Annotated in this window: 25 protein-coding genes; 8 read left to right on the top strand and 17 right to left on the bottom strand. The window is 74.7% G+C overall.

All coding sequences use genetic code 11. The features are described 5' to 3' along the window. Nucleotides 1-181: 181 nt before the first annotated feature. Genes ACIRS1_RS37085 through ACIRS1_RS37075 form a run of 3 tightly spaced genes read right to left on the bottom strand, consistent with a single transcriptional unit; the run spans nucleotide 182 to nucleotide 3,290 of the window. Entirely contained in the window at nucleotides 182-1,045 is an 864-nt protein-coding gene (locus tag ACIRS1_RS37085; protein ID WP_360222745.1) for a carbohydrate ABC transporter permease, read from the bottom strand. Then, entirely contained in the window at nucleotides 1,042-2,004 is a 963-nt protein-coding gene (locus ACIRS1_RS37080) for a carbohydrate ABC transporter permease (RefSeq protein WP_402846937.1), read from the bottom strand. Before ACIRS1_RS37080 ends, ACIRS1_RS37085 begins: the two co-directional genes overlap by 4 nt. 29 nt (nucleotides 2,005-2,033) lie before the next feature. Beyond that, a complete protein-coding gene (locus tag ACIRS1_RS37075; RefSeq protein ID WP_402846935.1) occupies nucleotides 2,034-3,290 on the bottom strand; it encodes an extracellular solute-binding protein in 1,257 nt (418 codons plus the stop codon). 455 nt (nucleotides 3,291-3,745) lie between these two features. Between ACIRS1_RS37075 and ACIRS1_RS37070 the strand changes: the two genes are divergently transcribed. Then, nucleotides 3,746-4,504 (top strand): DeoR/GlpR family DNA-binding transcription regulator, encoded by a 759-nt coding sequence (locus ACIRS1_RS37070; RefSeq protein WP_360222751.1) that lies wholly within the window; start codon nucleotides 3,746-3,748, stop codon nucleotides 4,502-4,504. A gap of 75 nt (nucleotides 4,505-4,579) precedes the next feature. Here ACIRS1_RS37070 and ACIRS1_RS37065 read toward each other — a convergent pair whose 3' ends face one another. Together ACIRS1_RS37065 and ACIRS1_RS37060 are read right to left on the bottom strand one after the other, a co-directional pair. Then, nucleotides 4,580-4,738: a hypothetical protein gene (locus ACIRS1_RS37065; protein WP_402846933.1), complete on the bottom strand. Its 159-nt coding sequence runs from the start codon at nucleotides 4,736-4,738 to the stop codon at nucleotides 4,580-4,582. Nucleotides 4,739-4,788: 50 nt separating this feature from the next. After that, the gene (locus tag ACIRS1_RS37060) at nucleotides 4,789-6,228 is read right to left on the bottom strand and encodes an FAD-dependent monooxygenase (protein WP_402846932.1); all 1,440 of its coding nucleotides are present in this window, start codon (nucleotides 6,226-6,228) and stop codon (nucleotides 4,789-4,791) included. A gap of 70 nt (nucleotides 6,229-6,298) precedes the next feature. Between ACIRS1_RS37060 and ACIRS1_RS37055 the strand changes: the two genes are divergently transcribed. Next, nucleotides 6,299-6,949, top strand: coding sequence for a TetR/AcrR family transcriptional regulator C-terminal domain-containing protein (locus ACIRS1_RS37055; protein ID WP_402846930.1), 651 nt, complete (start codon nucleotides 6,299-6,301; stop codon nucleotides 6,947-6,949). A gap of 73 nt (nucleotides 6,950-7,022) precedes the next feature. Here ACIRS1_RS37055 and ACIRS1_RS37050 read toward each other — a convergent pair whose 3' ends face one another. The 3 genes from ACIRS1_RS37050 to ACIRS1_RS37040 all read right to left on the bottom strand — a co-directional run bounded on the left by ACIRS1_RS37050 (nucleotide 7,023) and on the right by ACIRS1_RS37040 (nucleotide 9,669). After that, nucleotides 7,023-8,408, bottom strand: coding sequence for an MFS transporter (locus ACIRS1_RS37050; protein ID WP_402846929.1), 1,386 nt, complete (start codon nucleotides 8,406-8,408; stop codon nucleotides 7,023-7,025). A 151-nt stretch (nucleotides 8,409-8,559) separates the two neighbouring features. After that, the gene (locus tag ACIRS1_RS37045; RefSeq protein ID WP_360222765.1) at nucleotides 8,560-8,913 is read right to left on the bottom strand and encodes a metalloregulator ArsR/SmtB family transcription factor; all 354 of its coding nucleotides are present in this window, start codon (nucleotides 8,911-8,913) and stop codon (nucleotides 8,560-8,562) included. 75 nt (nucleotides 8,914-8,988) lie between these two features. After that, nucleotides 8,989-9,669, bottom strand: a complete 681-nt coding sequence (locus ACIRS1_RS37040; protein WP_402846927.1) for a TetR/AcrR family transcriptional regulator — start codon at nucleotides 9,667-9,669, stop codon at nucleotides 8,989-8,991. 144 nt (nucleotides 9,670-9,813) lie between these two features. On the opposite strand from ACIRS1_RS37040, the gene ACIRS1_RS37035 reads away from it, so the two are divergent. The 3 genes from ACIRS1_RS37035 to ACIRS1_RS37025 all read left to right on the top strand — a co-directional run bounded on the left by ACIRS1_RS37035 (nucleotide 9,814) and on the right by ACIRS1_RS37025 (nucleotide 14,193). Further along, nucleotides 9,814-10,935 (top strand): medium chain dehydrogenase/reductase family protein, encoded by a 1,122-nt coding sequence (locus ACIRS1_RS37035; protein WP_402846926.1) that lies wholly within the window; start codon nucleotides 9,814-9,816, stop codon nucleotides 10,933-10,935. Nucleotides 10,936-11,196: 261 nt separating this feature from the next. Next, the gene (locus ACIRS1_RS37030; RefSeq protein ID WP_402846924.1) at nucleotides 11,197-13,413 is read left to right on the top strand and encodes an MGH1-like glycoside hydrolase domain-containing protein; all 2,217 of its coding nucleotides are present in this window, start codon (nucleotides 11,197-11,199) and stop codon (nucleotides 13,411-13,413) included. Between the two features lie 90 nt (nucleotides 13,414-13,503). After that, a complete protein-coding gene (locus tag ACIRS1_RS37025) occupies nucleotides 13,504-14,193 on the top strand; it encodes a ribonuclease H (protein WP_402846923.1) in 690 nt (229 codons plus the stop codon). Between the two features lie 54 nt (nucleotides 14,194-14,247). On the opposite strand, the gene ACIRS1_RS37020 is transcribed toward ACIRS1_RS37025, so the two are convergent. Further along, a complete protein-coding gene (locus ACIRS1_RS37020; RefSeq protein ID WP_402846921.1) occupies nucleotides 14,248-14,787 on the bottom strand; it encodes a MarR family winged helix-turn-helix transcriptional regulator in 540 nt (179 codons plus the stop codon). 219 nt (nucleotides 14,788-15,006) lie between these two features. On the opposite strand from ACIRS1_RS37020, the gene ACIRS1_RS37015 reads away from it, so the two are divergent. After that, nucleotides 15,007-16,077, top strand: a complete 1,071-nt coding sequence (locus ACIRS1_RS37015; RefSeq protein ID WP_402846920.1) for an alkene reductase — start codon at nucleotides 15,007-15,009, stop codon at nucleotides 16,075-16,077. Nucleotides 16,078-16,229: 152 nt separating this feature from the next. Further along, nucleotides 16,230-17,135 (top strand): NADP-dependent oxidoreductase, encoded by a 906-nt coding sequence (locus tag ACIRS1_RS37010; RefSeq protein ID WP_402846918.1) that lies wholly within the window; start codon nucleotides 16,230-16,232, stop codon nucleotides 17,133-17,135. 73 nt (nucleotides 17,136-17,208) lie between these two features. On the opposite strand, the gene ACIRS1_RS37005 is transcribed toward ACIRS1_RS37010, so the two are convergent. From ACIRS1_RS37005 to ACIRS1_RS36980, 6 genes are all read right to left on the bottom strand, one after another. Then, on the bottom strand, nucleotides 17,209-18,027 hold the full coding sequence (locus ACIRS1_RS37005; protein WP_402846917.1) for an anti-sigma factor family protein: 819 nt from the start codon (nucleotides 18,025-18,027) through the stop codon (nucleotides 17,209-17,211). Continuing rightward, a complete protein-coding gene (locus ACIRS1_RS37000) occupies nucleotides 18,024-18,584 on the bottom strand; it encodes a sigma-70 family RNA polymerase sigma factor (RefSeq protein WP_402846914.1) in 561 nt (186 codons plus the stop codon). The genes ACIRS1_RS37005 and ACIRS1_RS37000 overlap by 4 nt, the downstream gene beginning before the upstream one ends. A gap of 56 nt (nucleotides 18,585-18,640) precedes the next feature. Beyond that, nucleotides 18,641-19,636: a DUF1996 domain-containing protein gene (locus ACIRS1_RS36995; RefSeq protein ID WP_402846912.1), complete on the bottom strand. Its 996-nt coding sequence runs from the start codon at nucleotides 19,634-19,636 to the stop codon at nucleotides 18,641-18,643. A gap of 104 nt (nucleotides 19,637-19,740) precedes the next feature. Beyond that, nucleotides 19,741-20,382, bottom strand: coding sequence for a hypothetical protein (locus tag ACIRS1_RS36990; protein WP_402846910.1), 642 nt, complete (start codon nucleotides 20,380-20,382; stop codon nucleotides 19,741-19,743). Between the two features lie 197 nt (nucleotides 20,383-20,579). After that, nucleotides 20,580-21,110, bottom strand: coding sequence for a DUF402 domain-containing protein (locus ACIRS1_RS36985; protein WP_402846908.1), 531 nt, complete (start codon nucleotides 21,108-21,110; stop codon nucleotides 20,580-20,582). Between the two features lie 116 nt (nucleotides 21,111-21,226). Further along, entirely contained in the window at nucleotides 21,227-21,430 is a 204-nt protein-coding gene (locus ACIRS1_RS36980; protein ID WP_045694210.1) for a cold-shock protein, read from the bottom strand. A 460-nt stretch (nucleotides 21,431-21,890) separates the two neighbouring features. Here ACIRS1_RS36980 and ACIRS1_RS36975 point away from each other — a divergent pair, with 460 nt between their 5' ends. After that, the gene (locus ACIRS1_RS36975; RefSeq protein ID WP_402846906.1) at nucleotides 21,891-23,192 is read left to right on the top strand and encodes an MFS transporter; all 1,302 of its coding nucleotides are present in this window, start codon (nucleotides 21,891-21,893) and stop codon (nucleotides 23,190-23,192) included. A 78-nt stretch (nucleotides 23,193-23,270) separates the two neighbouring features. Here the strand turns inward: ACIRS1_RS36975 and ACIRS1_RS36970 are convergent, their stop codons facing one another. Beyond that, a complete protein-coding gene (locus ACIRS1_RS36970; protein ID WP_402846904.1) occupies nucleotides 23,271-23,708 on the bottom strand; it encodes a hypothetical protein in 438 nt (145 codons plus the stop codon). After that, nucleotides 23,708-23,932: a hypothetical protein gene (locus tag ACIRS1_RS36965; protein WP_360222417.1), complete on the bottom strand. Its 225-nt coding sequence runs from the start codon at nucleotides 23,930-23,932 to the stop codon at nucleotides 23,708-23,710. Before ACIRS1_RS36965 ends, ACIRS1_RS36970 begins: the two co-directional genes overlap by 1 nt. Between the last annotated feature and the right edge of the window lie 44 nt (nucleotides 23,933-23,976).

Genomic DNA, 23,976 nt, shown 5'->3' with positions numbered 1-23,976 from the left:
TTCAGGTGTGTGTCGGGTCGTCGGGCCGGGCGGCGGGCGCGGGCACCGGGACCGGTGCCCCGCACGGGTGCCGCCCCTCTTCTCCACCATGCGCCCGCGTGGCACCGGTGTCATCCGGACGGCGCAGTCCGGCTTGCGGGCGGGGGTGGACGGGTACGCCCCCTCGCCCGACGTCGGGCGGCTACTTGACGGAGCCGGCCGTGAGCCCGGAGACCACGTGGCGCTCGATGACGGCGAAGAGGACCACCACCGGCACGATCGCCACCAGCGAGGCCGCGAACACCTGGTTCCACTGCACGCTGTAGGCGCCGATCATGTTGTTGATCCCGACGGTGAGCGGCTGCCGTTCGGGGGTGTTGGTGAGGGTCAGGCCCATCACGAACTCGTTCCAGGCGGCGATGAAGGTGAAGATGACGGCGGTGACGACGCCCGGCAGTGCGAGCGGGAGGGTGACCCGGAAGAGGGCGCCGATCCGGCCGGTGCCGTCGATCATCGCGGCCTCCTCCAGCTCGACCGGGATGGAGCCGATGTAGGCGCCGAGGATCCAGATCGCGAAGGCCAGGTTGAACGCGGCGTTGGCGAGGACCAGCACCCAGACGGTGTCCAGCATCCCGAGCGCGTGGAACTCGCGGTAGAGGCCGACCTGGAGCGCGGCGGGCTGGAACATCTGGGTGACCAGCACCAGCAGCAGGAAGGCCCGGCGGCCGCGGAAGCGGACCCGGGCGGTGTGGTAGGCGGCGGGCAGCGCGACCAGCAGGACGAGCAGGGTGGAGCCGCCGGCGACCAGCAGGGTGGTGCGCAGGTTGGCGCCGAGGGTGGTGTCCGTCCACACGCTGGTGAAGGAGGAGAAGTCGAAGCGGGTGGGCAGGTAGCCGTTGTCGCGCAGCTGGTCGGCCGGTCGTCCGGCGGTGACCGCCATGTCGACGTAGGGCAGCAGGAAGAGGGCCGCCAGCGCCCAGGCGGTGGCGGTGAGCAGGACGGTCCGGGCGCGCGGTCGGCGCCCGCCCGGTGCCGGGCGGGCGGGGGTCCGGGGGCGGGCGGTCATCGGTTCTCCTCCTGGTTCCAGCCGCTGGTCCTGAGGAAGAGCAGGACCAGCACGACGACGGCGGCGAAGTTGACGACGGACATCGCCGCCGACTCGGCCACGTCGTAGCCGCGCAGCATGTACATGAACACCGTGGTGGTCGCGGTGTCGGTGTTGGGGCCGCCCTGGGTCATGCCCCAGATCACCGGGAAGGAGTTGAACACGTTGATCAGGTTGACCACGAGGGCGACGAGGAAGGCCGGGCGCAGCAGCGGCAGGGTGACCTTGCGGTACGTCTGCCAGGGCGAGGCGCCGTCGACCCGGGCCGCCTCGTACACCTCGTTCGGGACGGTCTGCAGGCCGGCCAGCAGGGTGTAGGTGGTGAACGGCAGCGAGACGAAGACCGCGACGAGGACCAGCCAGGGCTTGGCCTGGGCGGCGTCGCCGGTCCAGGCGCGGGCGTGGTCGATCAGTCCGAGGTCGAGCAGCAGGCGGTTGAGCACGCCGGCGACCTGGTCGAGCATCCAGCGGAAGCCGATCGCGGTCATCAGCACCGAGGCGGCCCAGGGCGCGATCAGCGCCCAGCGGGTGATCCGCCGGCCCGGGAAGCGCTGGTTGAACAGCTGGGCCAGGCCGAGCGAGAGCAGCATGGTCAGGCCGACCACGACGACCGTCCAGACGGCCGTCCAGAGCAGGACGTCGGGAAGTCGCGGATCGGCGAACAGCTTGCGGTACTTGACCAGTCCGGCCGGGCCGTGGTCGGTGCCGGAGGTGTCGATGCGGCGCAGCGAGGTGCGCACCATCTCGACGACCGGCCAGACGACCACGACGAGGATCAGCAGGACGGCGGGGCCGATCCAGGGCAGCGGCCCGAGGCGCGGCAGTGCGCGGCGGCGCCGGGCCGGCGGGGCCGGCCGACCGGTGCGGTCGGGTCGGTCGGGGCCGGCGGTGCGGGTGCCGTCGACGGCGGGTGAGGACACGGTGTCGGTTCCCTCGGCTCGTCGCCCGGCTACTGCCCGGCTTGTTCGGCGGCCTGCTGGAGCGCGTCCAGGGCCTTCTTCGGGTCCTTGAGGGCGCTGCCGATCTGGACCTTGACCTGGGCGGAGACGCCGGGCCACGTCGGGTCGCTCAGCGGGTAGAAGGTGGCGGTCGGCAGGATCTGCAGGAAGGGCTGGAGCGGCTTGCCGTCCGGATCGGCCTGCATGGCGGTGAGCGCGGAACGGGTGACCGGCAGCAGGTTGTACTCCTTGGCGAACCGCACCGTGTTCTCCTGGCGGTAGGCGAAGTCGAGGAAGGCCTTGACCTGGTCCTTGTGGCCGCGCTTCTTGAAGGCCATCACCCAGTCGCCGACGCCGAGGGTGGACTTGGTGGCGCCGTCCTTGCTGGGCATCGCCGCCCAGCTGACGTCCATCGCCTTGACGTCCGCGAGCTGGCCGGGGAAGCCGTTCATCATCCCGACCTTGCTGGAGGCGAAGTCCTTGGTGAGGTCGGTGCGGTTGACGGAGGCGGGGCTCTGCTCGGTCAGGCCCGCGTCGACCCAGCTCTTCAGCCGGCCGAAGGTCTCCACGTTGGCGGGGGAGTTGATGGTGTAGGCGCCGCCGGCGTCCTGGTAGCCGCCCTTGTTCTCCAGCATCCAGATGAAGGACTCGCCCTGGGCCTCCTCCCGGCCCAGCGGCAGGCCGAGCGGGACCTCGACGCCCGCGGCCTTGAGCGCGGTGGCGGCGGTGGTGACCTCGTCCCAGGTGGTGGGCGGTTTGGCCGGGTCGAGGCCGGCCTTGCGGAAGAGGGCGTTGTTGATCAGGAACATCCGGGCGCTGGAGACGAAGGGGATGCCGTACTGGGTGCCCTCCTGGGTGCCGGCCTTGGCCATCGCGGGGATGAAGTCCTGGGCGGTGTCGGGGGAGAGGACGTCCGTGGCGGGGTAGAGCTGTCCGTTCTTGGCGAAGTCGGCGTACCCGCCGGTCTGCAGGACGTCGGGCTGGTTGCCGTTCTGCACCATGGTCTTGACCTGGGTGTCGATGTCGTTCCAGTTGATCACCTGGAGGTCGACCCGGATCTTCGGGTTCTGCTGCTGGAAGGCGGAGATGACGCCCTGCCAGTACTCCTGGCCGGGGTTCTGGCCGTTGGAGCCGTAGTCGGCGGCGACGAACCTGATCGTGGTGACGCCGTCGGCGGAGGTGGAGCCGTCGGAGCCGCTCCCGCACGCGGACAGCGCGAGTGCCGCGCTCGCCGTGGCCGCCGACAGGGTGAGAAGACGCCGCTTCATGGATTCCGCCTTTGCGCGTGAGGCCGTCCCGGGTTGTTCCAGGCCCGGCGAGGTCGTGCAAGCGGGAAGCGTGCACGAAGATGATTACTCGGGGCTGGGTCGAGTCATGATTGAGCATCGGGTGAAGGAGAGTGTGCATCTCTGGCGGCCCGACGGGCCACCCGCGTTACCGAAGTGTTGCAGTGTGGACACGGCTCGACCATGACGGAGGGCGGCCCGTTGCCCGTTGCGCGTTCTTGCTCAGCCGCTGAGCGGCGGGCGGAATCAGTGCAAGTTTGAGCAGAGAAGGAGGAGGGTGCGTCGCCATTCGGGGTGGCGGTGGCGCTGCTCAATATTGATCGGTGCATGCCATTTGAGTCAGTTCTGCGCAGCCCCGCCCCGGGTCCCGCTCCGGGCTGACGCGGGAATCCGCTCTGGTGGAGTGCCCTGTCGGGCCCGAGAGCTACACTCCGGTCATGCTCAAAGCTGATCGCGCGGCCCGGATCCTGTCCCACATCGGTGAGGTGGGGAGCGCGGACGTGCACGCGCTCTCCGAGCTGCTCGGGGTCTCCGGCGCGACGGTCCGCCGCGACCTCCAGGAGCTGCACGAGCAGGGGCTGCTGCACCGCACCCGCGGCGGCGCGGTGACCGGGGCCGTCAACCTCGAACTGCCGCTGCGCCACCGCAGCGAGAAGCAGCAGGAGGAGAAGCGGCGGATCGCCCGGGCGGCCGCCGAACTCGTCCCCGAGGGCGCGGTGGTGGGCCTCAGCGGCGGGACGACCACCACGGAGCTGGCCCGGGTGCTGGCCGAGCGGGGCGGTCTGACGGTCGTCACCAACGCCGTCAACATCGCCGCCGAACTGATCGTCCGCCCGGAGACCCGCCTGGTGGTCATCGGCGGGCTGGCGCGGTCGGCGAGCTACGAGCTGGTCGGCCCGGCGGCGGACCGGATGCTCGCGCAGTACCACCTGGACATCGCCTTCATCGGCGTGGACGGCCTGACCCCGCAGGAGGGCTGCACCACGCACGACGAGATGGAGGCCCAGACCGACCGCGCGTTCCTGCGCAGCAGCGCGCGTTCGGTGATCGTGGCCGACAGCACCAAGGTCGGCCGGGTCACCTTCGCCTCGATCTGCCCGCTCTCCGAGGTCCACGACCTGGTGACGGACGACGGGCTGCCGGCGGCGCAGGGGAAGGCGTTCACGGACTCCGGCGTCCGCCTCCACCTGGCCTGACAGCGGGGCTCGACACGCGCGTGCCCCACGACGGGGCCCGGTGGGAGCCGTCGCGGGGCGTGGAGCCCGGACGCGTCAGGCGGAGGCCGGCACGGGCGGGACGGCCCGGCCGCCGGCCGGCGCCGCCGCGGAGGCGGCCTCCTGGACGCCGCAGGTGATCACCGCGCAGGCGAAGGCGATCAGCGGCGCCTTCCAGCTCCACGGGGCGAGTGCGATGACCGCCAGGACGGGCACCAGGAGCCCGGGGCGGGTGCCGACCCGGGCGCTCCTCCGGAGGGCCGCCGTCAGCCGACGGGTGCCCCGACCCGGGCCGCGTACGCCGCGAGACCGTCCGCCGTCGCTCCGGCCCAGCCGAGGTAGCCGTCCGGGCGGACGAGGAAGAGTCCGCTGCCGTAGGCCTCGTAGGCCGGGATGCGGACGACGGGGCAGGCGGCCTCCGGAGCCGCGGCCCCGGTGCCGACGACCAGCAGGGTCCAGTGCGGCCCGCGGAAGGCGTCGAAGAGCCTGGTGCCGCCGCGGATCCCGTCCGGAGCGCGGTCGCCGGCCCGCAGGGCGCCCTCGGGAAGGTCACGCCGGGTCTCCGTGCTGAGCGTCGACTCCCGGTAGCCGAGGCCGAGTTGCTGGGTCGCCAGGCCCCGGCGGACCTCGCCGCGGTGCACCTTCGTCGACAGCTCCAGCATGTCGGCGGCGTTGGCGCGGCGCTCCTCCTGGTAGCTGTCGAGCAGGGCCGGCGGGGCGTCGCCCGCGAGGACCGCGCCCAGCTTCCAGCCCAGGTTGTAGGCGTCCTGGATGCTGGTGTTGAGGCCCTGGGCGCCGGCCGGGGAGTGCACGTGGGCGGCGTCGCCGGCCAGGAACACCCGGCCCGCGCGGAAGCGGTCCGCCAGCGCGGCCCGCGGCCGGAACTCCGAGGCCCACCGGACCTCCAGGACCTGGTCGGGGGTCAGGTGCGTGCGGGTGGCGACCACCCGGCGCAGGCCCTCCAGGGACGGATCGACGGCGGTGCCCGCCCGGAACTGCGCGACGAGCTGGAACAGCGGCTCCGCGTCGGGCAGCGGGCAGGCGGCCAGCAGGCCCTCGCCGGAGTCCTCGTCGGCGGGGAAGACGTGCCAGTGCTCGCGGTCCAGCCCGGTGAGCAGCACGTCGGCGACGAGGAGCGGATCCGGGTCGACGGTCTCGCCGGTCATCCCGATGCCGAGCAGCCGCCGGACGGTCGAGCGCCCGCCGTCGGCGGCGACGGCGTAGCGCGCCCGGACGGGGCCGACGGCCGCGAACTCGGCGGTGACGCCGTCCGCGTCCTGGGTCAGGCCGACCAGCTCGTGCCCGAACTCCACGCCGCCGCCCAGTTCGCGGAGCCGGTCGTGCAGGATCCGCTGGGTGCGCGACTGCGGCAGCATCAGCGTCTCGGTGTACGGCGCGGCCTCCGAGGGCTCGGTCGGGTCGTACATCCGGCGCGAGCCCTGGCGCTCGCCGTCCTGCCAGAACTGGTTCGGCGGGTAGTGCCCGGACGCCGCGCGGACCTCCGCCAGGACGCCGAGGTCGTCCAGCACCTCCAGCGTGCGCGGCTGGAGCCCCTTGCCGCGGGAGCCGGGGAAGAGCGCGGTGCCGCGCTCGACGAGCAGGGCGTCCACGCCGCGCCGGGCGAGGTCGACGGCGAGGGCGAGGCCGGTGGGGCCGGCGCCGACGATCAGGACGTCCGTGTGCACAGCCGTCTCCGAGGAGGCCATGGCCACTCCTTAACGTTGTTAAGTGGGTTGGTGACGGAAGCATCCACTTAACGGCGTTAAACTGTCAACCGTGACCCCGCAGAAATCCCCCAGGCTCGACCGGAAACTGGTCGCCGACACCGCTCTGAGACTCCTCGACGAGGTGGGCCTGGACGGGCTCACCCTGCGCGCCATCGCCGCCGAACTGGACGTCAAGGCGCCCGCGCTGTACTGGCACTTCAAGGACAAGCAGGCGCTGCTCGACGAGATGGCGACCGAGATGATGCGGCGGATGGACTCCGCCGGGGAGCCGCCCGTCGGGGACTGGCGCAAGGCCTACCGCGCCGCCATGCACGGGCTGCGCGCGCAGCTGCTCCGTTACCGCGACGGCGCCCGGGTCTACAGCGGCGCCCGGTTCACGGACACCTCGTACGCCGCCGGGCTGGACGCCGGGCTGCGCCTGCTCGTCGACGCCGGCTTCACCCTGACCGCGGCCGCCCGCGCCTGGTACACCGGCTACAGCTACACGATCGGCTACACCGTCGAGCAGCAGGCGATGGGCCCCAACCCCTTCGTCGGCGAGGCCGGGTACGACCTGGAGGCCCGCGCCGAACGCCTCGCCGCCCACCCGCTCGCCGCCGCGGCGGGCCCGGTGATGTTCGGCGACTTCGACGAGGGGTACGCCCAGGGCCTGGAGGCGATCCTGGTCGGCATCGACACCTGGCGCACCGGCCGCGCCTGACCCCCGGGCCTACCTGACCCCCGGGCGCGGGGTGTCCGGACGGACGGGGCGGAGCGCCCGGGTCCGGCGCGGCTCAGCCGAGCGAGGCGTGGGTGCGGCCGGGGCGGGGCCAGCTGCGGTGGTCCTGGTCGATGACGTAGTGGTGGCCGTGCTGCCAGCCGCCGGTGCGGGCGGGGTGGGCGTCGGCGAGGTGGGGGTGCCCGGCGGGCAGATCGGTGTGCAGGTGGTCGAGCGCGTCCGGGTCGTGGGCCGGCCACAGGGCGGCGGCGCCCACCGCCCCGGCCAGCGCGAGCAGCCCGAGCGTGACGGCGGTGGCGGGCAGGCCGGCGCCCGCCGCCAGCCAGCCGGCCAGTGGGTAGGTGAGCAGCCAGCAGCCGTGCGAGAGCGAGAACTGGGCGGCGAAGGCGGCGGGCAGGTCGGCGTCGGTCGCGGAGCGCCGGATGAGCCGGCCGCCGGGGGTGAGGATCGCCGAGCTGCCGGCGCCGACCAGCGCCCAGGCCGCCAGCAGGGCCGCCCACGACCAGGCGCCGGGCCCGGTGGCGGTGACCGCGCCGACGGCGCCCAGGACGGCGGGCAGGGCGAACGCGGCGGGCAGCATCACCGCCCGGTCGCCGACCCCGGCCAGCAGGCGGGGCAGCAGCAGTGCGGTGAGCATCGAGCCCGCGCCGTACGCGCCGAGGGCGAGCGAGACGGCGCCAGCCGGGCGGTGGAAGTGGTCGCGCACCACCACGACGGTGTCGACGAAGACGATCGCCCCCGCGGCGGCGACCGCGAGGTCGAGGGCGAGCAGGGCCCGTAGCCGCGGGGTGGCCCGGAACAGCCGGCCGCCGGCCCGGGCCCTGGCGCGGCCGTCGCCGGGGCGCCCGCCGTCGGACCGCTCGACTGGCGCGGGCCTGGGCAGCACGGTGGAGACGACCAGCGCGGCGGAGGCGAGGAAGCCGGCCGTCGTGCCGAGGAAGAGCCAGTCGTAGCTGACGGCGGTGAGCAGCAGCGCGGCGAGCGCCGGGCTGAACAGTGATTCCAGGTCGTAGGCGAGACGGGACATGGACAGCGCCCGGGTGAAGTCCCGCTCGGCGGGCAGCACGTCCGGGATGGTGGCCTGGAAGGTCGGGGTGAACGCGGCGGAGGCGGCCTGCAGCAGGAGGATCAGCAGGTAGACCTGCCACACGCTGTCGACGAACGGCAGGGCGAGCGCGACGCCCGCCCGGGTGAGGTCCATCCCGGCCAGGAGGGCCCGCCGGGGTATCCGGCCGGCGAGCGCGCCGGCGACCGGGGCGACCGTGACGTAGGCGACCATCTTGATCGCCAGTGCGGTGCCGAGTACGGCGGAGGCGTCGGCCCCGGCGAGGTCGTAGGCCAGCAGCGACAGCGCGACGGTGGCCAGTCCGGTGCCGACCAGGGCGACGACCTGGGCGGTGAACAGGCGGCGGTACGCACGGTTGCGCAGTACGGACAGCATGGCGGCCCCGTCCGGTTCGTCGGTGGGAGTGCCGCATCATCATAGTTAATGCGTGCGTACCTGTGCACCTGTTGCATGGATGGCCGCCCGCCGCGCCCGGGCCGGTGTCCGCGCCCCTCTGGCGGTGACCGCGCCCCGCCGACCGTGGTGGTCAGTCGTGCGGCGGCAGGTGGCCGATCTGGTGGTCGGCCACGTTGAGCGCCTCGTCGACGAGCCGGCGCAGGTGGCCGTGGCGCAGCGAGTAGACCACCCGCCGCCCGTCCTTGCGGGTGGTCACCAAACCGGCCAGGCGCAGTTTGGCCAGGTGCTGGCTGACGGACGGCCGGGCCGCGCCGGTCGCCTCGGTCAGGGTGGTGACGTCCGCCTCGCCCCGGCCGAGCCGCTCCAGCAGTGCCAGCCGGGTGCGGTCGGCCAGCATCGTCAGCACGGACGCGGCCACCTCCAGGCGCTCGCCCCCGCGCTGGTGCGAGTGGTGTGCAGCTGCCGGAACCTCGCCGTTGCTCATCCGGCCATCGTAGGCCCGGCCGCGTGCACCCGTGCGCACGCGTGCCCGGCGGTTGCCGGTCGAAGTGAGCGCGGCTCAGCGGGACCGCAGGGAGTCCAGTTCGGCGGCGTAGAGCAGTGCGGGGTCGAAGCGCATGCCGGTGAAGTGCCCGGCGAGCTCGAGGGAGAGGGCGCCGTGCAGCCGGGTCCAGAAGCCGAGCGCGCGGCGCAGGGCCCGGGGCGGGGCGGGGTGGTCGCCGGCCCAGGCCCGGTTGGTCGCGAGGTCGGCGTCGAATCCGGCGCCGGGGCCGTCCTCCGGATCCGGGGTCGCGGCCGGGAGGGCGGCGCAGGCGTCCAGGATCACGGCCATGATCTCGCCGGTGATCGCGGTGGTGTCCGGCGGCGCGTGGTAGCCGGGGACGGGCGTGCCGTAGAGCAGGAAGTAGCGCTGCGGGTCGGCCAGGGCCCAGTGGCGCAGGGTGTCGGCCAGCCCGGCGAGGTCGGCGCCGCCCTCGGCCGCGGCCCGGAAGGCGTCGGCCAGGCTGCGGTAGCCGTCCCGGATGAGCTCGGTGATCAGGTCGTCTCGACCGGCGAAGTAGCGGTACAGCGCGGGGCCGCTCATGCCCATCTGCCGGGCGATCGCGTTCAGCGAGAGCGCGGAGGCCCCGGCGGTCGCGATCTGCTCCCAGGCGCGCTCCTTGATCTCGGTGCGGACCTGGGAGCGGTAGCGCTCGCGGGGGGTGGCCGCGTCGCCCTTGCTCGCCGCTGTCTCCGCCATGGCCGGCCGCCTTTCGTCGGTGTGGCTGTGTCGGCTCGTTCGGTTAGAGGCTATCACTGGAGTTGTTGACGCTCGCCTTCCCGAGGGGTTATAACTTCTAACGAACGAGAGAGCGCATAACGCGACCGACGAGTGGAGACCGACATGAACGCCGACCTGAACGCCGACCTGAACGCGAACCTGAACGCGAACCCGAACGCCGGCCCGACCCTCGCGGACACCGCCGCCGGCCAGCCCGCCGCCGAGCAGCTGGTCGAGGTCGTGCTCCCGGGCGTGGTGGAGCCGGAAGGCCTGCAGCTGCGCCACGGAGCCGTCCCGACCGCCGGGGCCGGCCAGGCCGTGGTCCGGGTGGAGGCCACCGGGGTCTCCTTCGCCGAACAGCAGATGCGCCGCGGCCGCTACTACGACCAGCCGCCCTTCCCCTTCGTGCCCGGCTACGACCTGGTCGGCACCGTGCTCACCGTCGGCCCCGGCGTCGACGCCCGGCTCGTCGGCACCCGGGTCGCCGCGCTGGTGAAGGTCGGCGGCTGGGCCAGCCACATGGCCATCGACGCGGCGGACCTGGTGGCCGTGCCCGGGGAGATCGGCGCCGCGGAGGCCGAGACGGTGGTCGTCAACGGCATCACCGCCTGGCAGATGCTGCACCGCAAGGCCCGGGTCCGCGCCGGTGACACCGTGCTGGTGCACGGCGCCAACGGCGGTGTCGGCACCGTCCTCGTCCAGCTCGCCCTCGCCGCCGGGGCGACGGTGATCGGCACCGCCTCCCGGCGCCACCACCAGAGCCTGCGCGCCCAGGGCGTGCTGCCCGTCGACTACCGCACCGAGGACGTCCCGGCGCGGGTGCGGGAACTCGCCCCCGGCGGGGTCGACGCCGTCTTCGACCACGTCGGCGGCGAAGGCATCGTCGACTCCTGGCGGCTGCTCGCCCCCGGCGGCACGCTCGTCTCCTACGGCAGCGCGTCCACCCGCGACGACCAGGGCTCCAAGCAGTGGCCCGTGCTCCGGCTGCTGGGCCGGGTGTGGCTCTGGAACGCGCTGCCCAACCGCCGCAGCGCCTACTTCTACAACGTCTGGGCGGGCCGCGCGCTCGGCCGCGACCGCTTCCGCGCCCGGTTGAGCGCCGACCTCACCGAGGTCTTCGCGGCCCTCGCGCGAGGCGAGGTCACCGCCCGGGTCGCCGCCGAACTCCCGCTGGCCCGGGCCGCGGAAGCCATGCGGCTGGCCGAGTCCGGCACCGTCGCAGGCAAGATCGTGCTGGTCCCGTAGCAGCGGCCCGTCCGCCGTCCGCCGTCCGCCGTCCGCCGTCCGCCGTCCGCCGTCCGCCGTCCGCCGACGTCGCCGCTCGCCGACGCCGGCGCCGGCGCAACGGCGTGACCCGGCAGGCCCCGGCGGCGAGGCGCCGTCGCGGGCTCCGCTCGCCGCGCCGGTCAGGTCGGCGGCCCCCACGCGGTCTTGGGCATCCGCTCCTCGGAAGGCAAGCTGTCCCCGCACCTCCCGTCGCCGCCCCCGACCCGCCGAGGAGCCCACGTGAGCCCGTTGACCCGCCGGCACTTCCTCGCCACCGCCGCCACCGCCGCCGGCGGGACCGCCCTCGCCCTGGCCGGTCCCCCCGGTCCCTCGGAAGCCGCCGCCGACGAGGCCCCCGCCGGGCCCGGTCCCGAGGACACCGCCGCCCGAGCGCTCGAGCGCTACCCCGACGTCCTCGACCTGCACGGCACGCCCGCGCAGGCCTACCCCGGGGACGCCGGCGGCAACAACCCGATCACCGTCTTCGCCGACCTCGGCGCCTGGCACGCGTACGCCCTGCCGCGCCCGCAGGACCGGCTCGGCGGCTTCACCGGGCCGCTCCACCTCGCCCAGGAGTACCCCTGGTGGCTCAGCGACGGCCTCAGCCGCATCCGGCTGACCGAACGGGGCCGGGAGCTGGACCTCGCCGCCGCCGGTGCGCCCCGGCTCACCTCCCTCCCCGGCCTGCTGCGCCAGTCCTACGCGCTGGGCGCCGGCCTGGCCCTCACCCTGGAGCTGCGCTTCGCCGGGAACCGCACCGCCCTGGTCCGGGCCCGGCTGGCCAACGGCGGCAGCGGCGTACGGACCCTCCAGGTCGCCTGGACCGGCACCCTGCTGCGCCCGACCGACGCGCCGCAGCGCGACGCTCCGCGCCTGGTGGCCGCCGATCGCGGCGTGGAGGTCCGGTTCGCGCGGGTCCGCAGGACGTGGGACTACCTGACCGACGGCACCGAGCGCTTCTCGGTCCGGCACGCGGAGCCCGTCCGGGTCACCGTCGGCGGCGACGGCCACCGGACCGAGCGGGTCGACGCCGTCCGGCTGGCACCCGGGGAGGCCCGGATCCTCGACTGGGCGGAGAGCTACACCTTCACCGCGGCCGAGTACGACCGGGCCGCCGCCGAGGCGGACGCCGCCCTGTGGGCGCCGGAGCGGGTCGCGGCGGCCGGCGCCGCCCGCTGGGCCGGGTACCTGGCCCGGGCGACCGCCGGGGTTCCGGCCGCGCGCCGCCGCACGGCCGTCAAGTGCGTGCAGACCCTGGTCACCAACTGGCGCAGCCCGGCCGGGCGGATCCGGCACGACGCCGTCACCCCCTCGATCTCGTACAAGTGGTTCAACGGGGTCTGGGCCTGGGACACCTGGAAGCAGGCCGTCGGCACCGCCCTCTTCGCGCCCGACCTCGCCGCGAACCAGATCCGGGCGATGTTCGACCACCAGATCCGGGCCGACTCGACCACTCGCCCGCAGGACGCCGGGATGATCCCGGACTGCGTCTTCTACAACGACCCGAGCACCGGGGGCGGCAACTGGAACGAGCGCAACTCCAAGCCCCCGCTGGCCTCCTGGGCGGTCTGGGGGGTCTACCGGCAGAGCGGGGACCGGGCCTTCCTGCGCGAGATGCTGCCCCGGCTGACCGCCTACCAGGACTGGTGGTACCGCACCCGCGACCACCTCGGCGAAGGCCTGTGCGAGTACGGCGCCACCGTGGACGAGGCCAATGCCGGACCGGAGGACTGTCGCCAGGCCGCGGCCTGGGAGTCCGGCATGGACAACGCGCCCCGCTTCGACGCGGCCCTCGGCGCGACGGTCGTCGCCAACCGCGGCGGCGACGGCGCCCTGCGGGGCTGGTCCCTCGCACAGCGCTCCGTCGACCTCAACGCCTACCTGGCCGCGGACCACCGCAACCTGGCCCTGATCGCCGCCGAGCTGGGGGACCGGCCCGCCGCCGAGCGGCTGTGCGAACGGGCCGGGCGGATCGACCGCGCCGTCCGCGACACCATGTTCGACCAGGCCACCGGCTGGTTCCACGACACCGACCTGACCACCGGCGCCCGGCTCACCACCCGGGGCCGCGGCATCGAGGGCGCGATCCCGCTCTGGTCCGGCACCGCCTCGCCCGCCCAGGCCCGCGCCGTCCGCGGCCACCTGCTCGACCCGGCGGAGTTCGGGACCGCACTGCCGTTCCCGACGGTCGCCCGCAGTTCCGCGGCCTTCGACCCGGCCGGCTACTGGCGCGGGCTCGCCTGGATCGACCAGACCTACTTCGCCGTCGAGGGCCTGCGCCGGTACGGCTGGGACGAGGACGCCCGCCGGGCCGTGGAGCGGCTGCTGGCGGCGGCCGGTGGGCTCGGCGGCGACGGCCCGGTGCGGGAGAACTACGACCCGCTGACCGGGGAGGGGCGCAACGCCACCGGCTTCAGCTGGTCCGCAGCCCTGCTGCTGCCGCTGCTCCGGGGCTGACCGGAGCCGAGCGGGGCCGACCGGAGCCGAGAAGGCTGTGATCGGAGCGACCGGTGAAGGAGCCGCCCGCGCCCTGGCATGATCGGGGGCATGATCGAACGACTCATCGCGGCGTGTGACGGAGCGGCCAAGGGGAACCCCGGGCCGGCGGCCTGGGCCTACGTGGTGGCCGACGGCGCCGGGGTCCCGCAGCGCTGGCAGGCCGGCCCGCTCGGGCACAGCACCAACAACGTGGGCGAGCTGACCGCCCTCCTCCAGCTGCTCTCGGCGACGGATCCCGCGCTGCCGCTGGAGGTCCGGCTGGACAGCACGTACACCCGCGACGCGGTCACCAAGTGGCTGGTGGGCTGGAAGCGCAACGGCTGGAAGACCGCCGCGGGCAAGCCGGTGGCCAACCGCGAGCTGATCCAGCAGATCGACGAGCTGCTGGCGGGGCGGGACGTCACCTTCGTGTACGTGCCCGCCCACCAGGTGGACGGCGACCCGCTGAACGCCATCGCCGACAAGGCCGCCAGCGACGCCGCCCGCACCCAGGAGGCCGCCGGCGGCACGGCCGCCGACCTGCCCGAACCGGACCCGGTCCGGGCCTCCGCACCGCGCTCGAGCCGCCCGGCCGGAGCCCCGGCCGCGAAGCGGGCGTCCTCCTCCGGAGGCTCCCGGACCCTGGCCGCCCGCTACCCCGGCACCTGCCCGTGCGCCCGTCCGTACGCCAAGGGCGACAAGATCACCAAGGTCGGCGGCAGCTGGGGCCACCCGGAGTGCGCCGCGGCCCACGCCTGACCGAGCCGCCCCCGGGCACCCGGAGCGTCGGACGGGGCCCGCCGTCCCGGTGGGCTACCGCTCCGTGTCCGCCTCCGGGTCCGGGGTCTCGGCGGCGGCCTGGAGGAGGTTCTGCTCCAGGCGTTCCAGGGTGAGCCGGGCCTCGGTGCGTTCGTCGGTGGTCAGGCCGGCCGCCACGAGCTCCTCCAGCCGGCTCCAGGCCTGTTCGACCTCGTGGCGCAGGGCCTGGCTGGCCGCCGTGGGCTCGATGAGGGAGGCGCGCCGATCGGTGGGCGAGGGGCGTCGGCGGACGAATCCGGCCTGTTCCAGGCGCTGGACGGTGCGGGTCATGGTGGCGGCGTCGGAGTCCAGGAGCCGCACCAGGTCGGTCTGGCGCTGGGCGCCGAGCTCCCACAGGTGCATCATCACCAGCTCCTGGCCCGGGTGCAGGCCGATGCGGCGCAGGAGCTGCCCGGCGAACATGCGGTGGAGGCGGGCGAGGCGGAAGATCGCGTGGCTGATGGGCCCGCCGCCGGCCGTGGCCGGTACCGGGACGCTCGGTTCCGTCCGGGCTCCCGCCGGAACCGGCCCGGGCTCCGGGGTGGACTGCGTCATCTCGTCCTCACTTCCTGATCGGTCAGGCAACGCTATCGCGCGAGGCCGCCAGCGCGGGGCCGCAGACCTACGCGCGGCGATTTCGGCTGTTCAAAGCACGTGGCGCAGGTCACATCGCGGGTCGGGAATGCCTCCCCCGCGTTTACCTGTTCGAGCAGGTAACTGTGACGCCGGATGGGACGGGGACACCGCCCACCACTGGTTGCGAGGGAAGAGACCATGACCACTGCTTTCGATCCGATCGTCCTGGGCGGCAGGAGCCTGACCAGCCGGGTCGCGATGGCGCCGATGACCCGCAGTCGCGCGTTCGGCCCCGGCGGGGAGCCGACCGAGCTGATGGCGCAGTACTACGCGCAGCGCGCCGGCGCAGGCCTGATCGTCACGGAGGGCATCCAGCCCTCGGCGGTCGGGCAGGGCTACCCGAACACCCCCGGCCTCCACACGCCCGGCCAGGTGCGGGCGTGGCGGACGGTGACCGACGCCGTGCACCGCGAGGGCGGCGTGATCTTCGCGCAGCTGATGCACACCGGGCGGATCGGCCACCCGAGCCTGCTGCCCGACGGCCTGGTCCCGGTGGGGCCGTCGGCCGTGGCCGCCGAGGGGCAGGTGTTCACCCACGAGGGCCCGAAGGACTTCGTGACGCCGGAGGAACTGGACGAGGCCGGGATCCGGCGGACGATCGCCGACTTCGCCGCCGCGGCCCGCAACGCCGTCGAGGCCGGGTTCGACGGCGTGGAGATCCACGGCGCCAACGGCTACCTGATCCACCAGTTCCTCGCCCCGAACGCCAACCGGCGCACCGACGGCTGGGGCGGCGACACCGCGGGCCGGATCCGCTTCGCGGTGGAGGTGGTCCGTGCGGTCGCCGACGCCGTCGGCCCCGAGCGGGTGGGCCTGCGGATCTCCCCGGCGAACCCGTACAACGACATCGCCGAGGACGACCACCGGGCCACCTACCGGGCCCTGGTGGCGGCGCTCGGACCGATCGGCCCGGCCTACCTGCACGTACTGGAGGGGCCGGACCGGGAACTGACCCGGGAGCTGCGCGAGCGGTTCCCCGGCGCCTTCGTCCTCAATCCGTTCACCCACCCGGACCCGACCGGCCCGGACGCGCTGGCACTGGTCGAGGACGGCACCGCGGACATGATCGCCTTCGGCGCGCTGTTCCTGGCCAACCCCGACCTGCCGGCCCGGCTCGCCGCCGGCGGCCCGTTCAACACCCCGGACGCGGCCACCTTCTACGGCGGCGACCACCGCGGCTACACCGACTACCCCACTCTCGACGCCTGACCGGTGCGGCCACCTGCGGCGCCGCCCCGGCACGGCCCTCCGCGGCGCCGTCACCTGCGCGGCCGCCGTGGTGGCCGCACAGTGGGTCCGAACCGCCTGGTACCCCCGCACCCCCACCTCCCCCCAAGACCCCTGCGACCCGGGAGCTCCCGATGTCCACTGCGATCACCTTCTCCGCGTACGGCCCGCCCGAGGTGCTCCGCCTCACCGAGGTGGACGCCCCCGAGCCCGGCCCCGGCCAGGTCCGGATCCGGGTGCGGGCGGCCTCGGTCAACCCGCTCGACCTGAAGATCCGCTCCGGCCTGATGGCCGAGGCCGCCCCGGCCCGCTTCCCGGTGGTCCCCGGCCTGGACGCGGCCGGCGTGGTGGAGGCGGTCGGGGAAGGAGCCGCCGCGGCGGTGGGCGACGAGGTCCTGGGCGTCGCCGTGGGCGGGGGCTACGCCGAGCAGGCCCTGTTGGAGGGGCCGGTGGCCAAGCCCGCCGCGCTGTCGTGGGAGGTCGCCGCGTCCCTGGTCACGGTCGGCCGGACCGCCTTCCGCGTCCTGGGCCAGCTGGGCGTGCCGGAGGGGCGGACGCTGCTCGTCCACGGTGCGGCCGGCAGCGTCGGTGTCATCGCGGTGCAGCTGGCCGTCGCCCGCGGCATCACCGTCATCGGCACCGTCGCCGAGCGGGACGTCGAGCGGGTCACCGCCCTGGGCGCCACCGCGGTCCGCTACGGCGACGGCTGGGTGGAGCGGGTCCGCGCCGCGGCCCCGGGCGGCGTGGACTTCGTGTTCGACGCCTCCGGCGCCGGAGTGCTCGCCGACTCCGTCGCCCTGACCGGCGACGCGGGCAGGGTGATCACCATCGCCGACATGGCGGCCGCCCGGCACGGGGTGCGCTTCAGCGCCGGTACCACCGAGCAGGGTGAGGACGGGCTGCCGCAGCTGGTGGAGCTGGCCTCGACCGGACGGCTGACGCTGCCCATCCGGCGCACCTACCCGCTTGCCGAGGCCGCCCGGGCGCACGCCGATCTGGAGGCCCGCCGCAACCGGGGCAAGGCCGTCCTGCTTCCCTGACCCCGGCCGCCGCCGGCCGCCGCCGGCCCCCGGAGAGCTCCGGGGCCGACGGCGGTGTGCGGGACGGCGGGGTCTACACCGGGACGGTCACGAAGGTCTGCCCGGACTCGTTCACGACCGACACCGAGGTCACCTCCTCCGGCGCGACGATGGCCGAACCGTCCAGTGTGGTGCCGGACTTGGCCCCCACGGCGGAGACCAGCCAGCTGCCCGCGTCCGCCGTGGCCCCGTTCCTGCCGTTGACCACCAGGTGGCAGCGCTGGCCGGCCGGGATGCCGGTGACCGCCGCGTTCACCCGGACCCAGCCCATCGCCGGAGTGACCGTCAGCGTCATCCGGGCTCCGGTGGCCGGATCCGTCACGGAGCCGGTCCGGGTCCCCGCGGGTGGCGCGGTGGCGGTGGCGGTGTTCGGAGCCGGGCCGGCGGCCACCGGTGGTGCGGTGTCGGTGCTGCGGCCCAGCGCGATCCCCAGGACCAGCGCCGCGGCGGCCGCGACGGCCGCGACCGCGCCGATCCGGGCCCGCCGCCGGAGCAGCACCGAGCCGCGTTCCGTCCTGGCCTGCCGCAGGGTGCGCTGCAGCAGCAGGTCTCCGCCCTCGGGCGGGCCGTCCACGAGCAGTTCGGGCGGCACCTCGCCCAGGACGGTCTCCAGCTCCCGCAACTCGGTCACCTCCTGACGGCAGGTCGGGCAGTCGGCCAGGTGTCGTTCGAGCGCCGCCGTCTCGGCGGGATCGAGCACGCCCAGGACGTAGGCGCCGACGAGCTCCGCGCTCCGGTCGTGCGCGCCGTTCGAGCCCGTGCCGTGCGCGCCGCTGCCGTCCCGGCCCGCGCCGGTCGCGCCGGTCGCGCCGTTCGGGTCCATGCCGTTCGTGTTCGCTTCGTCCGTGGTCACACCGACACCTCCTGCCACGTCCCCGTCCTGCCGGTGTACGAGCGTTTGAGTGCCCGGAGCGCGTAGTGCGCGCGGGACTTGACCGTTCCGGCCGGTATCCCCAGCTGCGCCGCGGCCTCGGTGACCGACAGCCGCTGGAAGTAGATCGACCGCAGCACCTCGCGGTGCTCGGGGGAGAGCCGCTCCAGCGCCTGCGACATCACCAGGGTCTCCACCACGCCGTCGGCGTGGTCGAGCTCGACCGGCACGGTGGCCGTCTCCTCGGACACCTCCGCGACCTCGGCGGGCCGGGCGGCGCGGGCCCGGAACCGGTCGGTGATCAGGTTGCGCTCCACGGTCAGCAGCCAGCCCCGCACCGACCCGCGGGCCTCGGTCAGGGCCTCCGGGTTGCGCCAGGCCCGGATCAGGGTCTCCTGGACGGCGTCCTCGGCCGCCGCACGGTCTCCGGTGAGCCGGATGGCGTAGGCGAGCAGTGCGCCGCCGTGCTGCTCGTAGAGCGTCCGGATCAGTGCCTCGTCGGCGGCGTCCTGCCGCCCGCCTGGTCGTGTCCTCGCCATCCGCCATTCCTCCGTCGTCGGGTCCACGTCCAGCACGTACGCGGGCGCCGTCCGGTTCAACCGGATTCCCGACAGGTGCGGTTCTCGTTGAGGCAGGCCGCCACCCCGGCCGCCTGCCGGTCGGTCATCAGGCCGATGAACACCGCGTGGTCGGTGAGCGGGCTGTGGTGCTGTTCGGGGAAGGCGTCCAGGGCGAAGGCCCCGGGCGGCGGCGGGCGGTAGCCGACGGTCACGCGCAGATGCGGGATCGGGAAGGTGTCGTGCGGGCAGACGCCGGAGGCGGACGGGAAGCGTACGTGGGAGCGGTGGCCCGGGCTGTCCGTGCCGCGCCCGTCCCAGCAGCTGGGGAAGTCCAGGGTGCGGGTGAGGAGGCTGCCGGCGGGGCAGAGCGGGTAGCGGTCGGTGGTGGCGCGGCCGGCGAAGCCCGTGCAGCTCCAGCGGGCGCCGGCCTCGGCGCCGCCGTCGGTGGCGGCGGTCGGGTCGCCCTCCAGGAGCCGCAGGAAGCGCGGCATCGGGACGACCTTGCTCCAGGGGTTGCCGAGGTACTCGACGGTGACGGTCTCGGGGGCGAGGATCTCGCCGGTGTTCCCGTGCGGGTCGTCGGAGGGCACCGCGGTGCCGGCGCGGTCGGTGCGGCGGAGCACCGGCCAGTAGTACGAGGAGCGGTCGCCGTCGGTGCAGGTGGTCGCGGCGGCGGCGAGGCTGTCGTCGGTGGAGTCCGCGTCGGTGGAGAGGTTGCCGACGTAGTCGTGCACGTGGTGGGCGCCGCCGACCGTGCCGGGGGAGACCACCACGTTGTCGGCGTTGCGGTGCCCCTCCCGGTTGCGTCCGCAGTCCTGCGCGTACGAGCCGGTGGAGGCGTCCGGGCCGGTGGCCGGCGGTGCGGGTGCGGCGGCGGTGACCGCGGTGATGTCGACGAACCCGTCCGCCGGTCCGGGCCCGCCCGGCCGGAAGCGGACCACCAGCAGGGACAGCCCGAGGGCGAGGCAGAGCAGGACGCCGACCGGGAACGCGGCGCCCCCCAACCGGTGGCGATGGCGGTCCTGGTGCACCGCGACAGTCTGGGTGACGGGCCGCCGCGCGGGCAAGGCGGGGCCACCCCGGCCGTCCAGCCGCCCGGGGCGCCCCGCCGCCGCGGGCGGGGTCGGCGGGTGGGTCAGTAGCCCCCGGTGTAGCCGCCGGCCTGGGACGCAGCCGTCGACGGGGTCGTCGTCGCGCCCTGCGCGGGCGCCTGGGCGGGGGTGCCGGGCGCCTTCTTCCCCTCGGGCGTGCTGGCGAACCAGGTGCCGCCGACGCCCTGTCCGTTGGTCTGCCCGGCCGCGGTGTCCCCGGCGAAGCGGTAGAGCGGCCAGCCGTTGAGGGTGACCTGCTTCGTCCCGTCCGGCCTGGTCACGCTGCCGACCAGGCCGGACTCGACACCGGTGACCTGCACCGCGTCCGAGGAGGTCACCGGCGGCCACTTCGCGGCGCAGGCGTCCACGCAGGTGCTCGCGGAGGGCTTGGCGGTGTCCTTGTCGAAGCGGTACAGGGTCCGGCCGGCGGAGTCGGTGACGATCGGTCCGAGCGTGGCCGACTTGGCGGCGACGAGCCGGACCGCGGAGGAGTCGCCGCCCGCCGGGGCCGGAGTCGTGGCGGCCGGGGCGGCGGCGGTCGACGCGCCGCTCCCGCCGTACCCGTCGCCCGAGTCGGGCCCGCAGGCGGTGGCGGCGAGCGCGAGCACGGCGAGGCCGGAGACGGCGAGCAGGCGGCGGGCGGCGGAGGTGCGCGCGGCGGACTTGGGCATGACGGACTTGGGCATGGCGAACTCCCCCTGAGGGTGCGACAGTTGGCGATCCGGGCGGTTGCCGCCCGGGTACCCTCCACACGCGTCCGCGGCGGGAACGGTTCAACGTCGTCGGAAAAAACTTTTGCGCCGGGGCCGGACGCCGGGCCACCGGGCCGCGGCAGGCGCGTGCGCCGGCGAGGGCCAGGCGCGTCGGTGGTGCCGCCCCGGGGTCACTCCGGCCGGGCCGACAGGTGCCAGTCACGTGGCAGGTCGGCCGTGAGGAGCTCCTCGACCTCGGCGGGCGGGAAGTCCGGCCAGGTCCGCGTCACCTCGTGCCGGCGGTTGAGGCGGCGGTCGAGGAAGCGTTGCATCCGCCTCAGCCCGTCGGCGGCCTGTCCGGGAGCGATGCGTCCGTCCGCGAGGGCGTCGGCGTAGTCGTCCAGGTCGAGCAGGCGGTAGGGGTGGTCCGGCGGCCCGACGATGACGTCGATCCACAGGTCCTGGGTCCTCAACAGGTCGCCGTCGGGGCCGTCCCACTCCAGGCTCACGAGGTCGCAGTACCACCAGCCGCGCTGCTGCGGGGGGAACGCGACGGGCTGGTTGATCTGCACGTGGTCGTCGAGCAGCACGAAGGTGCGCTGGATCAGATCGGTCCCGTCGTGGCGGAAGCCCCAGTCGTAGGCGACGACGTCGCCGCGGCGGATGCCCGCGGCCTTCAGCCTGCCGTTGTGCAGGACGGTCACGCGTTCGTCCGGTGTCATGCGGCACGGTACCAGCGCCCGGCACGGCCCCCTGCGGAGGACGCAGAAGGGCCCGCACCGGCGTGTGCGCGGTGCGGGCCCTTCACTGCCCGGCGGGTGCCGTGGCAGAGGTACTACTACAGCGGGCGAATGTTCTCCGCCTGCGGGCCCTTCTGGCCCTGCGTGACGTCGAACTCGACCTTCTGGCCCTCGAGCAGCTCACGGAAGCCGTTGGCGTTGATGTTCGAGTAGTGGGCGAAGACGTCCGGGCCGCCACCCTCCTGCTCGATGAAGCCGAAGCCCTTCTCCGAGTTGAACCACTTCACGGTGCCATTAGCCATTAAAGAATCTCCTTCAAGGGGACATCCGAAACCCGCACCGTGCGGGTTTCGAGTCGCCGCATGGAGCGCCCACCGGGTAGAACCGGGGAACAAAAAATGCGCCTGCAATATCAGCAGGCGCACACAAGTTCATGGGAACCACTACTGCAACTAAATCGACTGTAGCAGGCGGCGGTCCGCCGCGGCGATATTTCGCAGCCGGCTCCGTGCGGGCCTTCCGCGGGGCTCGGCGCGGTGGCCGGCGGGGGTCGCGGCTCCGGTGCGGATGTGCGAGCAGCCCGACCGGGCCCGCGTGGCTCCGGACTCCGGGCCTCCCGGGGGTCCCCAACCATCTCGACGTGAAGTATCTTGACGTCGAGATTGATGCCGATCACACCTCGGGGGACCTGCCATGCCCGGACACGGGAACGGACTGACAGCACAACTGCGGCGGCCGCCGGGCGGGCCGGACGCCCGCACCATGTTGCTGGCGCAGTGCGTGGACCGCACCGGGACGGGTGTCTGGGCGGCCGCCTCGGTGCTCTACTTCACCTTCGTCGTCGGCCTGGACGCCGGGCGGCTCGGCCTGCTGCTCGGGGTGGCCGCCGTGGCGGGCATCGCCGGGTCGCCGCTGGCCGGTCGGGCCGCCGAACGGTTCCCGGTGCGCGGCCTGCTGATCGCCTGCCACCTGCTGCGCCTGGGCACCATGGGCCTGCTGCTGGTCGTCCACGACTTCGCCGCGCTGCTGCCGGTGGTGGCGCTGACCTGCCTGGCCGAACGGGCCGCCAAGACCCTGGAGATGCTCTTCGCCACCCGGGTGGCCGGCGAGCGGCGGGGGACGTACCAGGCGCTGTTCCGCAGCGTGGCCAACGCCGGGTACGCGCTGGGCGCCGGCATCGCCGCGATCGGCCTGGCCGTCGGCACCGCCACCGCCTACCGGGTGCTGATCGTCGCCAACGCGCTGTCCTTCCTGCTGGCGGCCGCCCTGGTCCGGCGCACCCGGGAGCCCGCCGGCCGCGGTCTGGCGGCGGCGCACGACGGCGGGGACGCCCCCGCAGACCCGGCCGCCGCCCCCAGCCCCTGGCGCGACCGCGGCTACCTGCTCTTCGTCCTGCTGGACATGCCGCTGAACCTGGACGACTCCGTCCTCAACGTCGGCCTGCCGCTGTGGCTGGTGCACCACACCGACGCTCCGAACGCCGTCGTCCCCGCGTTCCTGATCGTCAACACCGTGCTGGTGGTCGTCCTGCAGCTGCGCGTCTCGACCCGGGCCGAGGGCCCGCGCGGGGCGGCCGCGGCGGTGGGCTGGTACGGGGTGACGCTGCTCGCGGCCTGCCTGCTCACCGCGGCCGCCACCGGCGGCGGGCCCTGGTGGGCCTCGATCGCCCTGCTGGCCGCGGCGATGCTGGTCACCCTGGCGGAGCTGCTGCGCTCGGTGGCGTCCTGGGAGCTGGCGGTCAGCCTGGCTCCGCCGCGCGCCCGGGCCTCCTACCTGGGCGTGGCGGGAATGTCCCAGTCGGTGCAGAAGTCACTGGGCCCGCTGCTGCTGACCGGCGTGGTGATGACGGCCGGCCCGGCAGGCTGGCTGGCCCTGGGCGCGGCGGCCACCGGGCTCAGCGCTCTCCAGCGGCGTGCCAGCCTCCGCCGCCTCGCGGCCCTGGCGGCCCCGGCCGCCGAGCCCCGGCCCGTTCCGCTCCCCGCCGGTGCGACGCCGCCGGGCCCGGCCGGGGCCCGGGGAGAGAGCGGAGCGGTGGCGGACCGGGCACCGGCCGGCAGGCCCTGACCCGTACGTGCCGACGGGTGGGCTCACGCCCTGACGGGTCACGGGTCAGGGCGGGGCCGGCGCGCGGGGTTGCCCGGATCAGGCACCCCGCCCCGCCTCCGGGGGCGCGGCGGTGTGCACCACCCGGGTGCAGACGTGACAGGCCGCCGGACCGCCCTGGAGCCACCAGCGGCAGGTGGGGCGGATCGCGCACGGCGGGAGCGGGGCGTCGGTGTCGGCCGCGCCCGACTCGCGCCCCGCCTGCGCCAGCGCGTCGCCGAGCGAACACCGCTCGTCCTCCCACTGGCGGCAGGCCGCCCCGACGCACGGCCCGGCGAAGCGGAACCGCGACTCCGCCGGGCGCCGGCCGGGGGCGGCCGCCCGCTCGGCGAACTCCGCGTCCACCGTGATCGGTTGGCGCAGCGCGGCGACCGTCCCGTCCGGCCGGACGATGCCCAGCAGCAGGTGGCCCGGACTGCAGGTGCTGCTGGGGCAGGTGGCCCCGGTCCGGGCCCCGCCGCCCCCGGCGTCGGCCACTACTGCTCCGGGGCCATCTGGATCCCGATGGGACCCGGCCGGTGGATCACCGCGTCGACCGCGTCCCGGGCGCCGCCGGCGAGGGGCACCTCGCGCAGCGGCGGCACCAGGTCGAGCTCCGCGACCTCGTAGAGCACCGCCTTCCGCACCGCGTTCCCGATCCGCTCCAGCACGTCGTGCGGCAGGTCGCCCTGGACCGTGACGCGCAGTCCTTCCTTGGCCATCCCTCTTCCCTTTCCTCGAGGAGTCCGGCCGCCCCCGCGCTCCG

It is taken from the genome of Kitasatospora sp. NPDC101176 (genome assembly GCF_044768035.1).
GTDB lineage: Bacteria > Actinomycetota > Actinomycetes > Streptomycetales > Streptomycetaceae > Kitasatospora.
Note: the sequence above shows the minus strand (reverse complement) of the source record. Positions and strands in the feature narration are given on the sequence as shown.